This is a genomic window from Lichenicoccus roseus, assembly GCF_005844085.1.
GTDB lineage: Bacteria > Pseudomonadota > Alphaproteobacteria > Acetobacterales > Acetobacteraceae > Lichenicoccus > Lichenicoccus roseus.
On the sequence record NZ_VCDI01000001.1, the window covers coordinates 989541 to 1004859 of the forward strand.

General features: G+C 65.7%; 9 protein-coding genes. 5 read left to right on the forward strand and 4 right to left on the reverse strand.

The genetic code is table 11. The annotated features are described in order from the left end of the window. Positions 1 to 9: 9 nt before the first annotated feature. A complete protein-coding gene (locus tag FE263_RS04445; RefSeq protein WP_138324689.1) occupies positions 10 to 1485 on the reverse strand; it encodes an oligosaccharide flippase family protein in 1476 nt (491 codons plus the stop codon). Between the two features lie 316 nt (positions 1486 to 1801). On the opposite strand from FE263_RS04445, the gene FE263_RS22350 reads away from it, so the two are divergent. Next, positions 1802 to 3154: a glycosyltransferase gene (locus FE263_RS22350; RefSeq protein ID WP_205880251.1), complete on the forward strand. Its 1353-nt coding sequence runs from the start codon at positions 1802 to 1804 to the stop codon at positions 3152 to 3154. 117 nt (positions 3155 to 3271) lie between these two features. Here FE263_RS22350 and FE263_RS04460 read toward each other — a convergent pair whose 3' ends face one another. Beyond that, positions 3272 to 5449, reverse strand: coding sequence for a GumC family protein (locus FE263_RS04460; protein ID WP_171033930.1), 2178 nt, complete (start codon positions 5447 to 5449; stop codon positions 3272 to 3274). A gap of 396 nt (positions 5450 to 5845) precedes the next feature. On the opposite strand from FE263_RS04460, the gene FE263_RS04465 reads away from it, so the two are divergent. After that, on the forward strand, positions 5846 to 7009 hold the full coding sequence (locus FE263_RS04465; RefSeq protein ID WP_138324692.1) for an acyltransferase family protein: 1164 nt from the start codon (positions 5846 to 5848) through the stop codon (positions 7007 to 7009). A 91-nt stretch (positions 7010 to 7100) separates the two neighbouring features. Here FE263_RS04465 and FE263_RS04470 read toward each other — a convergent pair whose 3' ends face one another. Beyond that, complete coding sequence (locus FE263_RS04470) at positions 7101 to 7940, reverse strand: WecB/TagA/CpsF family glycosyltransferase (RefSeq protein ID WP_138324693.1); 840 nt, start codon at positions 7938 to 7940, stop codon at positions 7101 to 7103. 154 nt (positions 7941 to 8094) lie between these two features. On the opposite strand from FE263_RS04470, the gene FE263_RS04475 reads away from it, so the two are divergent. Both FE263_RS04475 and FE263_RS04480 read left to right on the forward strand, forming a co-directional pair. Further along, entirely contained in the window at positions 8095 to 9669 is a 1575-nt protein-coding gene (locus FE263_RS04475; protein WP_138324694.1) for a glycosyltransferase family 39 protein, read from the forward strand. Between the two features lie 113 nt (positions 9670 to 9782). Further along, a complete protein-coding gene (locus FE263_RS04480; protein ID WP_138324945.1) occupies positions 9783 to 10778 on the forward strand; it encodes a glycosyltransferase family 2 protein in 996 nt (331 codons plus the stop codon). Between the two features lie 88 nt (positions 10779 to 10866). Here the strand turns inward: FE263_RS04480 and FE263_RS04485 are convergent, their stop codons facing one another. Continuing rightward, positions 10867 to 12246: an outer membrane beta-barrel protein gene (locus tag FE263_RS04485; protein ID WP_171033931.1), complete on the reverse strand. Its 1380-nt coding sequence runs from the start codon at positions 12244 to 12246 to the stop codon at positions 10867 to 10869. Positions 12247 to 12816: 570 nt separating this feature from the next. On the opposite strand from FE263_RS04485, the gene FE263_RS04490 reads away from it, so the two are divergent. Then, positions 12817 to 15315, forward strand: coding sequence for a TonB-dependent receptor plug domain-containing protein (locus FE263_RS04490; protein ID WP_138324946.1), 2499 nt, complete (start codon positions 12817 to 12819; stop codon positions 15313 to 15315). Positions 15316 to 15319: the final 4 nt, after the last annotated feature.

Sequence of the window (15319 nt, forward strand, 5' to 3'; positions counted from 1 at the left end):
CGTCTTGCTTCATGCGGCTTTCGGTCTGCCGGCCGGGGTGGCCTGGTGTGCGACCGCGTCGTTGCCATGGATCCGCAAGGCTCGCGGCAGGGTGCGGCCCAGCGCAAGCCAGGCCGTCATGACGAAAACCGTGGCGCCGAGCGCCGCCTGGCAGAGCAGCGCCAGCAGAGGCGACGCCGGCAGCAGCGGCTCTTCCGCGACCACCGCCAGCGCCATCGCCGCGGTGGCGATGGCGGCTGGCCAGAGCCGCGACAGCAACCAGAACGGCGAACGGTGCAGGCGGCGGGTGACCAGCGCCATGTTGATCGGCGCCAGCACCAGGGCGGTGGCGCCCCAGCACAGGGCGGCGCTTGAGGGGCTCTGCGGATGCAGGATCAGCAGACCGATGATCGGTGTCACGAAGGCCAGGATCGACGTGATCAGGTTGATACGGGTCTTGTTGATGGCGACCCACATGCTGCCGGCGTCACCATAGGTGTAGCCGATCATCGACGCACAGGCGGTGATCTCCGTGCCGGACGCGGCGCCGGCCCATTGCGGACCCATCAGGCCGGCGATCAGGTGGCCGGCGGTCAACGCCACGCCGGCGGCGATCGGCCAGCCGAGCAGCGCCTGCAACTGCGCGGTCTCGCCATAGGCCGTGGCGAAGGCGGCGGGTTCGTCCTGCAGCGCCGACAGCCGTGGCAAGGTGATGCGCATCGTTGAGCCGGTTACCACGCTCAGCACGGCGTCGAGCAGCCGGAACCCGACATTGCAGATCGCCACCACGCTGCCGCTGGCGATCATGCCGAGTGCTATGATGAAGACCCGGTAGCGGCCGGCCAGCATGACCACCGCGACAAGCTGCGGTCCCGCCACCGACCACAGGTCGCGCAGCGCCTCGCGGTCCAGGCTGACCCGGGTAGGAGTCGAGCGGGACAGCAGCAGCAGCAGGCAGACCGACACGGTGTTGCCGACCTGCAGCGCGATCATCGCCCAGGCGCCGCCGCCGCTCCAGGCAACCAGCAAACCGAAGGCCAGCCCGACCGGTTGGCCAATGAACACGCGCAGCGCCAGCAGGCGGTAGCGCTGGTCGCGCAGCACAAGGCCGGAGCCGACGCCGGAGAAGGCGGACAGCGGCAGCAGCGGCGCCAGGGCCAGCGTAAGGATCGGGATCTGTGGATGGCCGGTGGTCGATGCGATGACGAAGCCCGACGCGACCAGCACGACCGCCGCGACCATGCCGACCAGGACCGTGAGCGTGGTGGCACTGTGAGCATGGCGCGGCTCGAGATCGGGCCGCTGGATTACCGCATCGGTCATCATGGAGCTGCCGAACAGGTCGAGCAGCAGGAAGGTGGCGATCGCGACGGCGCCGACGCCGGCCGCCGCCGGCCCGATGGTGCGGCTGACCACAAGCATCGACAGCAACGAGAAGACCGACGCGACGCCGGTCTCCGCCAGCACCCAGGACGGGGAACGCGCGGACGGGATGGGCCACTTCACGTCGGCAGAACCACCGTCCGGAGGTTGTGCGCCAGGAGGCCGGGATCATGCATCGGGATCAAGCAGGCACTCCGTATTGTCGAACCGCAAGGTTTACCGAGCTATACGATGATCCCCGTGCTTTTGCATCCTTGACGACGAGCCGGTGATGTTTGCAGCTCTCCCCCCCGCCGGCGTTGCGGTGCTGCATCAGCCGTGACGCGAAGTGACGCCGCAGCGTCTCGCAAATCGAGACGCGCCCAGCTTCCTGATCCCGAGCGTTGCGTTGCGCTTCATACCAGGGTGCTCACACACCGCTGAACGGAGGCTGATCGACGTGCTGCGGGCTGCCGTGCTGATCCCCTGCGACAACGAGGCGGTCACCAATCGGAAGGTCGTGACCGATCTTAGAACGCAACTGCCCCACGCGACGGTCTACGTCTACGACGACAACTCCACCGACGACACCCTGGCATTGGCGGCATCCGCCGGAGCGACGACCCGGCACGAGATGGTGCAGGGCAACGGTCGCGTCGTGCGCCGCATGTTCGCCGACATCGAAGCCGGTGCGTATGTTCTGGTCGATGGCGACGATATATATGACGCCCCCGACGCAGCGAAGATGGTGCGCATGCTGGTCGCCGCGATGCTCGACATGGTGACAGGCAATCGCGAAACCGAGATCAAGGCCGCCCACCGGCCAGGCCATCGCTCCGGCTTCATGTTCGGCGAGGGCGTGATCGACATGCTGTCGGGCTACCGGGTGTTCTCCCGGCTTGTCGTGAAATCCTCTCCGGCGCTGTCGTCCGGTTTCGATACCGGAACGGAACTGATCGTTTACACCCGCGACCTGCGCATGGCCGTCCGGCGACATCGTGACGGCATACAGGGACCGCCCGGCCGGCTCGGTGTCGAAGCTGAACACCTGCCGGGATGGGACCCGCATCCTGCGGACGATCATTATCCTGGTGACAGAGGAGCAGCCGCTCGCCTTCTTCTTCTGCATCGGCCTGGTGCTGTGGGTTGGCGGCGTTTCGGCGCGTGTGCCGGTGGTGCTGGATTATCTCCGGACCGGCGTCGTGCCACGGCTACCGGTCGCCCGCGGCCGCGAGGAGTTCAACCGGCTGACCTGTCCTGGCACAACGGCTTGCCTTGCGATCGCCCTGCCGGCCGCGGACAAGGACGCCACACTCGACGCGACGGCAATCGAGGCGTTGCTGGCGCACCGGTCGACACCCGCGCCGGCCCGGCTCCGCAGACTGTCGCGTCCATGAAATCGTCGGAATTGAGTCCGACACTTCGCGTGACGACACGCTGGCGCACGGCTAAGTCGCCGATACGACTGAAACGAGGACTGACCCAGATGCTTCGCAAAACCCTGTTGATCCTGGCCACTGCCGGCTTGCTCGCGGCACCGGACGCGCGTGCCGCTGCGCCGGGCGGCGCCGATAACGGGCTGCCGCAGGTCTATTCGACGACGCCGAGCGCGATGAGCGACCACTACGTCCAGGGAAGATACAACAAGGACGGCATATTCGTGCCGCCACACTACGAGCCGAAAGCGAAGCCGGTCTTCCACGGCTACTTCGACCACAACAAGACCACGGTCAAGCACGGCTATTTCGACGCGCCGAAGCCGGTGAAGCCGAAGACCGACCAGGACGACGCCGACCAACCCGGGCAGCGCTAGCCACCCGCGCCCCTCTCACCCGTCCGGAATAGTAAAAGCGGAGGCCGGGTCACCCCGGCCTCCGCCCTGATGTGGTCTATCGGGAAAACGTCCTGCCTTGGCAGGACGCCCTGTTGGTCAATGCTGGTAGTACGGCGCGTAGCGGGAGTGATAGGCCTCTGCATCGGTGTGGCCTGACCGCGCATGTGCACGCATGTTCACCCGCGTCAGCGCGGCACCGACCACGTTGGCGCCGGCATCCTGCAGCATCTCGTAGCAATGCTTGGCCACTGCACGCGGCGTGGTCTGCCAGCGTACGCAGAGCAGCGTGGACTCCGCCAGGCTGGCCACGATGCGCGCGTCGGTCATGGCGATGACCGGCGGCAGATCCAGCACCACCAGATCGTAGTCGCGTCGCAGCCTTTCGAGCAGCATCACCATGTTCTCCGACATGAACAGCGAGTGCGAGTTGCTGCGTCCGGCGACGCCGGCCGGGATGTAGTCGAAGTTGGTGAGCTTGTCGGTGTGGATGACGTCCTCGAGCGTCGCGGTGCCGCTCAGGAACTCGAGCAGCCCGGTCTTCTCCTTGACGCCCATCAGCTTCGCGAAGCTCGGCTTGCGGGTGTCGCACTCGACCACCACGATACGCTCACCGGCCAGGCTCGCGGAGCGCGCCAGGCAGATAGAGGTCGTGGTCTTGCCTTCGCCGGGACGCGCGGCGGCGATCGCCACCACCTTGGGCCGGCTGGTGCCAAGCCAGAGGGCCGCACGCAGCGAGCGAACCTGCTCGGCGCCAAGAGAGAACGGCTTCTGGACGAGATATTCCTCCATCCCGGCCACGCCCTCCTTGTCGCGGTCGATCTGGGGGATCTGCGCGAGGCAGTTGAGGCCGAGCACGCTGCGGATGTCGTGCCCGCTGCGGAACTTGCTCTGCGTCAGCTCAAGCAGATAGACGAGCAGGAAGCCGATGCAGAAGCCCAGCAGCACGGCGGCCGGCAGCAGCACCTTGGTCTTCGGATAGGACGGCTCACCGGGCGGCAGCGCCATCGAGACGATACGCGCATCAGGCTGCTCGATGGCGGCCTGCTGCGCCAGGCGCTGCATCGAGCCGAGCACGGTCGAGAGCAGGTTGCGTGACGCATCAGACTCACGCTGCATCGCCTCGAGCGGGATCTCCGCCTGGCCGGCGGTGGCAACCCGCTCGCGGGCGTCGCGCAGCTCCTGCTCGAGACCGGCGACCTTGGCACGGGACGACCGCACCGCAGCGTCCGAGGCGGCCATTACCTGCCCGGTCTCGGCATTAACCTCGCTGGACAGAACGCCGAGCTGCTGGCGCATCGCCAGCACCGTCGGGTGGTTCGGGCCGAGATGGGCGAGCAGCGACTGCAGCTGGGCGCTGACGGCGTCGCGCTGCGCCCGCAGTGCGATCACGCTGGGCGACACCGCCGCCTGCGCCGATGTGCCGAGGCGGCCGTGCGCCGCGCTTACATTGCCCTCGGCCTGCGCAAGCTCGTTGCGCGCCGACACGAGGCTGTCGCTGAGGCGGCTGACCTCCTCGGTGGCGAGGCCGGCCTGCACGCCCTGGGTAAGCCCCTGGCTGCTACGATAGTTGGCAATCTTGTTCTCGTTCGACTGCACCTGCTGCTGCAGCTCGTGTGCCTGTCCCTCGAGCCACTTGTTGGCGTTGCGGACGGCGTCGAACTTCATCTGCAGCTGGTCGGAGATATACATGCTGGCGAGATCGTTCGCGATCTGCGCAGAAAGGGTGCGGCTGCGCGAGGTGAACGATACGTCGATCACGTGCGACTGGCGGACCGCTTCGGCGGTGATGGCCTGCTGTGTCAGGGTTACGACGAGGCGACGGATATCGTCCTCGGTCGCCGGCGGGCGGGAGTCTGCCACCAGGCTTTCGGCGGCGGCCGGGAAGACCGGCCGGATCAGGAAGGCGATGCCGCCCTTCACGCCGCCGGTCACGCCCTCGATGATCGCCGAGGTGGTCGATTTCGGCCGTAGCGTCGGGTTGAACTCGGGGTTCTCCATGAGGTCGAACTTCTCGGCGACGCGCTGCGCCGAGTGCAGACCCTGGATCACCTCGACCTGACTGGAGATGACCTCGTCGCTGGTGGCATCCGGTCGCAGGATGCTCTGCAGCTCCTGCTGCTGGTAGGACGCCGGCTCGTATATCACCGAGGCGGTCGCGGTGTACAGCGGCGTGAGCTGCTTCAGCCCCGCCCATGCGATCGCCGGTACCAGCAGGACGCAAAGCAGCATCACCCAGCGGTGGCGCCAGAGGCTCCAGGCCGCGTTCGACAGCATCACACCGGTCGCGTCTCTCGGGTTGGTTCCGACCTGCGCCCCCCGGTAAAATCGTTCGGCACCCGATCCGGACTGAGAGCCCGGCGCCACGTTCAGCATATGTCGGCCCCTTTCGGACGCGCGCTTACGACATCAAGCGTTCCGGAGCGGGACCCCGGAGCGATTGACATAACGTTAGTTCACTCATAGACGCTGGAGAAGCACTTCTCCGATCAGAGCTGCTCCCAGGGGGACCTAGCTCGCAATCAGGCGGACGATAATACATTGCTTTGCGATGTGCACTGTCTTTATGTTTGACCAAGGCGGACATCGTTGCGAAGGCAACCGACTGTGGCGGCTCAGCCGCACGGTAACGGCACGCCGTGATCGCCACTTTCCAGCTTCCGGATAAGGTCAATGAGCCAGGCTTCCACGGTTTCGGCCTCAGCGACGGTAGCTGAGCGCGGGTCATCGCATTCTGTTATCAGGAGCCGCCTGGTCGACCTCGACCGGGCCAAGGGGCTCGCCATCGTCCTGGTCGTGTTCGGACACCTGGTGTCCCGGCAGGATCCGGCCGGGGTGACCTGGTACGAGCCGCTGCGCATCGCGATCTACCTCTTCCACATGCCGTTCTTCATGTACCTCAGCGGCTATGTGCTGTTCTGGTCGCAATCCGGCGCAAAATCCGGGTCAGGCCGCCGGCCGTCCTGGCTCTCCGGGGTCGCAAAACGGGCGCGTCGCCTGTTGATCCCGTTCTTCGGGTTCGGCCTGTTGACCATCGCCGGCAAGCTCGCAGCGTCCCATCTCATGCACGTCGACAACCTGCCTGCGGGGGGTTGGGCGGCACTCGACAGCCTGCTTATCCATACCCAATCCAGTCCGGCGCTCTCGGTATGGTACATCGGCGTGCTGTTCGTCTATGCGAGCGTGACGCCGCTGCTGCTGCGACTGCCGCCGATCCCGGTACCAGCCAGCCTGCGCGCATGGCTGGCCCGGCCGGGCCTGGACCCGATCCCCAGCATCGCCTGGCTGCTGCCAGTGGCGGCGCTGCTGTATGTCCTCGACGCACCGCCGGTCGTCTATCTGGACCGTATCTGCCGCTTCTATATCTTCTTCGTCCTGGGTGGCCTTGCGGCGACAGCGGGCAGGCGCTGGTGGGCAATCCTTGACCGCTACTGGGGCGTCGCGATGGTTCTGCTTCTGGCCGTAATCGGCATCGTCGGCGCCGGCTGGGTGCCGTTCGACTGGCGCACGGATGTCGCCAACCACTTCCCGTACAAGGCCTACATGCTCGCTGCCGGCGTGCTGTCGATGATCGCCCTGCATGGGCTGGTGCGTGCCCGGATCGTCGCCGGCTGGAATTGGCTGGTGTGGCTCGGAAACATGTGTTTTGCGATCTATCTGCTCAACACCATCTGCCTGGGCCTGTCGAAGGGCGTGCTGCTGAAGTTCCTGCACTGGAACGCGGCCGATTTCCCCATCATTGCCGTCGCGATGATGGCGAGCGGCATCCTGGGCCCGATCCTGATCAAGGTCCTGCTGCTGCGCCGGATCCCGGTCCTTGACCGCATGACCGACTAGCACTGACGAGCGTCTTCATGCGCTCCTGAAGCAGGGTCGATCGGAAGATGGCCACGCGGGATGCCTCCGTACGGCCGCCCAGGGCGAGGCCCTAGAGGCGCGGCGGCATCCGGCGGGCCCGCCTCTGGCGCTGGCGCTCGCGCCACAGCACCCAGAAGATCGGCGGATTTTCCAGGAGGTATCGCCTTACGAGGCGTCGCGGGTCGGACATCATCCGGTGCAGCCACTCGATGCCCATGCGCTGCATGAATTCGGGGGCACGTGGCAGCACGCCGGCAACGAACTCGAGGCTGGCGCCGATGCACAGCGCCGTGCCGGTAGCCTCGCCGCTCTCGGCGATCGCCGCCGCGAGGATTTCCTGGCGTGGCGATCCCACAGCCAGAAAGATGAGCCGGGCGGGATTGTCGAGCACGAACCGTACGGCGCGCTGAAGCTCGACCGGATCACGATCGAACCCCATCGGCGGATCGAAATGCGCCGGCTGCGCAATCCCGGTGCGCGCCACCAGGGCGGCAAGATGCTGCTGCCGCAATCCGATGATGGTGACCCGCTCACCGGGCTCGAGATGCCGCTGCAGCAGTTCCGCGGTGAGATCGCTGCCGGTGGTGACGGTCGGCGCCGGCAGGCCGAACATGCGGCAGACACGCGCCACCACACGGCTGTCCAGCAGACACAGACCGGCGGCGCGGTAGAGCGGCGACAGCGCCGGAAAACGCGCCAGCCTGACGAGGTGATCCGCGTTCGGCGTCACCACGTAGGTGAACGGCGCCCGGGCGGGACGATTGGCGATGCATTCCGCTGCCTGCCGCACGTCGAAGTCTGCGAAGTCGAGATCGAGAAGTCGCAGCTTCCGGCTTTGCGGAACCACGGTCATCACGGGCCGGATCGGGATCGCAGCCGGCATGTCCTGAAGGATGGAGACGCTAGTCACCGTTTCAACTCCGTTACGTCTGGCCACATCGGGCACGCCTGCAAGGCCGTGGAAGGTCAACCCCGCGACAACACCCACGATGGTCAGGCTTGCTCGCGCATCCGACAAGACCGGCGTTTAACACGTCTTCACAGCATGCTACACTGAAGAAGAGTTGCAGAGGGTCTTCACCGGAATGCTGTCGTCGCACGATCGGCGTAACGGCGGCATCGTGCTCGCCATGTTGGTTGCCCTCATAATCCTGGTCGCGTCGGCATGGTCGCGCGGCACCGAGTATGATGAAGACTACAGCGTCTTTATCGCCGCCGGAGGTCCGCGGCCGGCCTGGCCCGCGACGGTGTTTACGCCGGTCGAAGTGCAACACGTGTTTTCCGGGCACAGCACGATGCAAAGCATCGCCGAGGATCTTCGCCGGACCGACGTGCATCCGCCACTCTATTTCTGGACGGTCGCAGCCTGGCGAGGCGTTTTCGGCACCAGCCTGTTCGAGACCAGGCTGTTCTCCGTATTGTGCAGCCTCGGCGCGCTCGTCGGTGTCGCAGTTCTGGCGCGTCTGTCCGGCGTCCCGCCGGTTGCCGCCGTCCTGCTTACCGTCGGCTGCTACGGTTTCGCCTACACCGGCTCGATCGCACGCGGCTTCGCCCTGGCGCAGCTCTGCGTCATATGGGGGGCGGTGATGGTCCTCCGGGCATCTCTTGTTGTATCGGCACTGCCCCGAAGATCCTCCTCCGCACCGGCCATGATCGGCCTTGCCCTCGCGGCCGGACTGGTGCTCGGGCTTGCCAGCTTCACCAACTATCTCGCGGCCTTCGGCGGTGCTGGCGCGCTGTGCTGGCTGCTGCTGACACAGTGGCGCCGCGTCGCGGTCTGGCTGGCCGCCGGGATCGGTTTCTGCGCGGTGCTGCCCCTGGACCTGTACTTCTTCATCGCCCAGCGCAGCAGCCGGACCGGGCAGTTCCCGCCCTTCCACCTGGTGCCAAGTCTCGTTCGGCTGGGGAAATATTCCGCGGCCAACATATTCGGTGGCCTGCCGCTCTATGCCGGTCATCTCGGTGGGATCCTGCTCGGCGGCATCCTGGTGCTGGCGATGTTTGCCCTGCTGCTGCTGATCGCGCTGCGCTGGAGCCGGATCGGCACGGGACGGGCAAGGCTGCTGCTGGCGATGACGGCGGTGGCGACGCCGGTCGGCCTGCTGCTGCTCGGCTTCGTGTTCAACAACACGCCGATCGAACTGCGCTACGTGGCCTTCGCGACCCCCTTCCTGGCGTTGCTGCTGGCCGGCAGCCTGGCGTCGCTGCCCGGTCGTGCCGGATACGCGGTGCTGGCCGCCGTGCTATGCATCCAGGCGGCGGCGCTGCTCGGCATGATGACCCGACCGGAGACCATGCAGCCGCAGGCGCAGACTGCCCGCAGCGCCGCCCGGCTGGAACGTGCGGGAGCGCTGGTGCTGGTGCCATACGGCAATGACGGCGTCGGCGTGCTGGCGGCCTTCGTGCGCGAGGCGCCGCCCTCCATGCACATGCTGGTGGTCGGTCCCGGCGCCGATCCCGCCGTGCTGCGCCACCGGGTCGGCAATGCCTCGCGCGTGATCCTGGTCATGCTCGGCCTGGACGGCGACAGCAAGGCGACCCTCCCGCAGATGGAGCATGCCTTCGAGGGCGTGTCCTGCTGGACACAGGGTCCGACCGGTTTCGATACGATTGCGTTCGATCGCGCGCCGTCGTGCTAAAGCGTACGGCGGTGCCCGGCCCGCTTCCCGCGATGGCTGCCTTGGCCGGGAACAAGGGCATGATCAATCGGGATCATGCTGCAGACGGTGATCGCGAAGGACTTCCGACCGAGATGTTCCACGAGACGCAGGCTGCCGGTCCCCCGGTCTTTTCCGTCGTCGTTCCCTGCTACAACGAGGAGCTCGGCATCGACGAGTTCCATCGCCGCATCAGCCTGGTGATGGACGGGCTCGGCCGCAGCTGGGAGGTCGTCTACGTCAACGACGGCAGCGCCGACGGCACCCTGATCCGGCTCGAGGCGCTGCGCTCGGCTGACCCGGCGGTCGGCCTGGTCAACCTGTCGCGTAACTTCGGCAAGGAGATCGCCCTCACCGCCGGCCTCGACCACGCCCGCGGCGAGGCGATCATTGTCATCGATGCGGATCTGCAAGACCCACCCGAGGTGATCCCCGAGCTGGTGACGGTGTGGGAGAGCGGCTACGACATGGTCTATGCCCAGCGCCGTGCGCGCGAGGGCGAAACCTGGCTCAAGAAATTCACCGCCAACCAGTTCTACCGCACCATGCAACGAGTTGGCGGCGTGCGGTTGCCTCAGAATACCGGCGACTTCAGGTTGCTGAGCCGGCGCGCACTGGATGCGCTGCTGCTGCTGCGCGAGCATCACCGCTTCATGAAGGGCCTGTTTGCCTGGGTCGGCTTTCCAAGCCAGGCCGTGCTCTACGATCGGGCGCCGCGTCACGCCGGAAGCAGCAGCTGGAACTACTGGCGGCTGTGGAACCTCGCGGTGGAAGGCATTACAGGCTTCACCCTGATGCCGCTCAAGATCGCGACCTACCTTGGGCTGGGGGTCGCGCTGTTCTCGCTGTTCTTCGGTGGCCAGCTGGTATTGCGCACGCTGCTGTTCGGCAACCGGGTTCCAGGCTATCCCAGCCTCATGGCCGTCGTGCTGTTTCTTGGCGGCGTCCAGCTGATGACGCTTGGCGTGATCGGCGAATATCTCGGTCGCGTGTTCAACGAGACCAAGAAGCGCCCGCTCTACTTGGTGGAGCGCGCCATTCCCAGTCAGGTCTCGCTGCTTCCGCAGGCGCAGCCGTCGCGGGTCGCCTGACCCGACCAGGGCCTGCGATCACAAGACGAGGGGGCGTGGCACGATGCCACGCCCCCCTATTTCAGGCCGACCGTAACCGGCCGCGCGCTCAGATCCCGAACTTGGCGTGCAGGAAGACCTCGTGCCGGCCGAACGAGCCGCCGCCCAGGCCGGTGCTGTCCTGCTCGGTGAAGTCGTAGCTGAGCGACAGCTGGACGTTGCGGTTCATCAGGTAGGTCACGCCGCCGCCGCCGCCATAGTTGGTCTGCGAGGCATTCGAACCCTGATAGTTCGCCTTCTCGACGTGCACGTTGCCCTGCAGCAGGATGTTCCGGTAGAGCTCGTGATCGACGATGCCGCTGAAGCGGTCGTAGGTATACCCGGTCACGGAATCTGTAGTGGCATCCTCGATGGTGCGCGAGTAGGCCAACCGCAGCGTGGTCAACCCGGTCGGGTTCCAGGTGACGTTGGCCTCGCCGATTGGTGCGCCCTGGTTACCGTACTGGTTGCCGTTGAAGAAGCGCTGCTGATAGCCGACCAGCGCCCGCACGGTGATGACGCCGTTCACCTCGTAGTCGATGCCGGCCAGCGCGGTGGCGCCGGTATTGTCGACGGCGCCGATATTGGCCGGCGGATTGTTGCTGTAGTGGTCGTAGTTGCCGTTGATCACCACCAGGATGTCGCGACCGTGCGAGAACTCGTAGCGCGCGATGAAGCCACCCTGCAGCACGTTGCGGTCGCGCAGTCGCTGGTTCAGTCCACCACCGCTGATGTTGTTGTTGGTGATGATTCCGTCGTTGTAGGTAAGGAAATCGCCGCTGGCGAAGCGGAACAACTGGTAGTCGACATTCGGGGTGATGGTGATGCGCCCGAAGCTGGTGTCGTACGAGACCCGGAAGTCGGTATCGGTGAAGTTCAACGGCGCGGAAAGCTGCGTCTGCGTGCCTTGCCCGAAGGCGCCGATGTCGTACGGGTTCTCATAGGCATTGAGGTAGCTGATCGAGCCGTTCAGCGTGTCGCGGCCGAGATTGAGGCCACCGCCGATCGAGGCATTGTAGCCGGTCTGGTTGAAGCGCGGCAGATCGAAATAGGTGTCGTTGGTGACGCCCGCGCTCAGGCCGATGTTGTTACGGCTCCAGTCGGAATTCACCGTGACGCCGGCCGAGCTGGTCAACTCGCTGCTGGCCTTCGGATTGACCAGGCCGCCGACGACGTTGCTGTTGTAGCCGATCTCCTCGTCCTCGGTCGGCCGGATCATGAAGGACCCCACGCGTATGCCCAACGGATCGTATTCCGGACGCGAGCGGGTCAGCACGGTCACGCCGGGCTCGTCCGCCTGGCCGGGGATGCCGTCCGGAAAGTAGTCGTTCAGCGGCAGGCCCGGACCGAGATAGGTATTGAGCGGCGTCACCGCATGCGCCGGACCGTTCGCGATCCACAGTCCGGACAGCGCCAGCAGGCTCACGCGGCACACGAGCGCTCGTCTCATTCCGACAGCACGTCGCATTCCGAAAGCAGGGTGCTCTCCCGCCGAGCACGGCCGGATGCTGCCCAGCCAGGGCCCGTCAACGTACTTTGCCATTATCTCGCCGTCCCCACCCCAACACGTGTGAGGTAACAAATTTAGGTTCGGTTGCAAAGCAACGCGGGGACCGGAAGTCATGCCCGCCACTCACCGCGGCTTTCACGCAACAACTTGCCAGCGCGTGCTCGGGATCCGGTATCGCCACCTCAATCGTTGCAGGCCCGGATCGGGACGGCCGTGCGTGCCCTTGCACGCGGCTGATCTGTAAATAGGCAGCAGCTCTAAGCATATGCTGTAAACATAGGCTATCTGCCTGCGTAATCTGCCGGTTTTTTAGTCTTCTGTGTAGCTTTCCTGTCGAAGCGCCGATTTTTAGGCAATTTTCTGCTTGATCTTACCATGAGTTCACGGTGAGTTCATCGAGCCGGGAGAGTGGATCAGCTTCGGCGCCAGCCCCCCGGAGACGGGCGGCGGGCACTGCCGACACCTCCGGAAGATGCGACCGAGCAGGACCAGGATGGAGATCGATGGATGATGAGAGTGACGCCCCGCAGCTTCCGGCGACTGCTGCTGCTGACAGCCTGTCCCGTCGCCATTGCCGCGGGTGTCGCTCCCGCCGTCGCGCAGACGGCAACCGTCGATCCTAGCGGCGGCCGGGCGACGTCGGCCTCCGCCCCCGCCGAAACCCGGGCAGCGCAGGCGCACGCGATCGGCCAGCATCCCTCGCAGCGAACCGGCGCCGCGACCGCCGCTGCCGCCGGCCAGGGCGAAAGCGTCATCGTGACCGGCACGCGCAGCCTCGGCCGCAAGGCGCGCGACAGCACCAGCCCTATCGATGTCGTCACCGCCGCGACACTACGCCGGTCGGGGCAGCTCAACCTCTCGGACGCACTGACCAAGACCGACCCGTCGATCAACATCAACGCAATGGGTGCCGACACCGCCGACCTGACGGCGGCGATCGTGCTCCGCGGCCTCAATCCCGACGACACGCTGGTGCTGATCGACGGCAAGCGCCGCAACGGCACCGCCAACATCTCCGCCGACGCCGGCCCGCAGCAGGGTGCGACACCGGTCGACCTCAACATGATCCCGGCCGCCGCCATCGACCATATCGAGGTCCTGCGCGACGGCGCCGCCGCACAGTACGGCTCCGACGCGGTAGCAGGCGTGGTCAACATCATCATGAAGAAGACCGACCATGGCACCAGCGGCAGCGCGATCACCGGCGCCAACGCCTACAATGGCGACGGCTGGCAGTACCAGCTGAACGCCGACCAGGGCGCAGCCTTCGGCACCGACGGCTATGTCCATATCGGCGGCCAGATGTACCACACCGACCATTTCACCGCGCCGGCGATCGACGACCGCACCGGTCGGGACGACAACTACATCAACGGGCTGCCGGAGGAGACCCGCGAGACGCTGAGCCTGGATTTCGGCAAGACGCTGGTCGAGGGAGTGCAGGGCTACGGACTGATCACCTACGGACACCGGCACGCGGAAGGATACGAGAACTACCGCACGCCGGACATCCTGCCGGAAGTCTTTCCGGCCGGGTTCAGCCCGCTCGAGACCGACGAGGAAAACCAGTATTCCGCGACGCTTGGCATCAAGGGCGACGACTTCTTCGGCTTCCGCTGGGACCTGAGCACCACCTACGGCGCGGACGAGCTCGACATCGGCAACAAGAACACGGCCAACCCCAATTTCTACGGCACCTACGGCTACACACCGACCACGGTGCTGGCGCAAAGCATGCGCAACGCGCAATGGACCAACAACCTCGATTTCTCCAAACCACTCAGCCTGCTCAACGTCCCGTTCAACCTGGCGTTCGGCGCCGAGCAGCGGGTCGACACCTACAAGATCGGCGCAGGCAATCCGCCCTCCTACCTGCTCGGCGGCACGCAGGGCTTCGCCGGGTTGTTGCCGCAGAATGCCGGCTCCTGGAGCCGCGACGTCTATGCCGCCTATGTGGATCTCGACATCCATCCGGTGCCCAAGCTCGATGTGGATGTCGCCGGGCGGTTCGAGCACTACACGGACTCCGGCAATACCGAGAACGGCAAGATTTCGAGCCGCTACGACTTCACACGCAGGTTCGCGGTTCGCGGCACCATCAGTACCGGCTTCAGGGCACCCACCCTGGCCGAGGAGCATTTCAGCTCGCTCAACGTCTCGCCGACCGGCGCCAGCGGCGATCTCGCCGTCGACTCCGCGGCGGCGCGGTCGATCGGCGCGGTGCCACTGAAGCCGGAACGCTCGACCAACGCCAGCGCCGGCATCGTGCTGGAGCCGGTCACCAATCTCAGCGTCACCTTCGATATCTACCAGATCAACATACGCGACCGCATCATCGGCGGCGGCGACTACAGCGGCGCCGCCGCGGAGAACGCCATTGCCCTGACCGGCGCCACCCTGCCGTCGAACATCGGGTTGAACGACCTTTCGGCGTTCTACTTCTCCAACGGTGCCAGCACCCGCACCCAGGGCGCCGACCTCAACGTCAACTATTTCACCAATTTCGGCGATTACGGCACCGTCAACTGGACCGCAGCGCTCGATCTCAACCGCACCCGCATCCATCACGTCGGCCTGGATACCAACGGCAACCCGCTGCTCAACGCCGAGGGCATCGGCTACCTGACAACCGCCTTCCCGCGCAGCAAGCTGATCCTGGACGCCTACTGGAAGATCCGGAAGTGGGACGTCAACCTGCGCTGGACGCGCTGGGGTGAAACCACCAACGACCTGCAGTACGAGGACTCCGCACCGGCGGCGCTGCAGTACTCGACCACGCAATTCTACCAGTTCAAGAACGAGCCGCGCTGGTTGACCGATCTCGAGGTCGGCTACAACATCACCCCGCACTGGCATGCGGCAATCGGCGGCAACAACCTGTTCAACCTGCGGCCGCAACGCACGCCCGCGGATGTCGCCTATCTCGGCGTGCAATATTACGACCAGAACTCGGATCAGGTACCGATCAGTGGCGGCTTCTACTACGGCCGCCTGAACTTCAGCTTCTGAATGA

What these genes read in the sequence shown, in the direction of transcription:
- FE263_RS04460 (WP_171033930.1), bottom strand. Translation starts at nt 5,449, where the DNA reads ATGCTGTCGAACGCGGCCTGGAGCCTCTGGCGCCACCGCTGGGTGATG.
- FE263_RS04465 (WP_138324692.1), top strand. Translation starts at nt 5,846, where the DNA reads ATGAGCCAGGCTTCCACGGTTTCGGCCTCAGCGACGGTAGCTGAGCGC.
- FE263_RS04480 (WP_138324945.1), top strand. Translation starts at nt 9,783, where the DNA reads ATGTTCCACGAGACGCAGGCTGCCGGTCCCCCGGTCTTTTCCGTCGTC.
- FE263_RS04485 (WP_171033931.1), bottom strand. Translation starts at nt 12,246, where the DNA reads ATGAGACGAGCGCTCGTGTGCCGCGTGAGCCTGCTGGCGCTGTCCGGA.
- FE263_RS04490 (WP_138324946.1), top strand. Translation starts at nt 12,817, where the DNA reads ATGAGAGTGACGCCCCGCAGCTTCCGGCGACTGCTGCTGCTGACAGCC.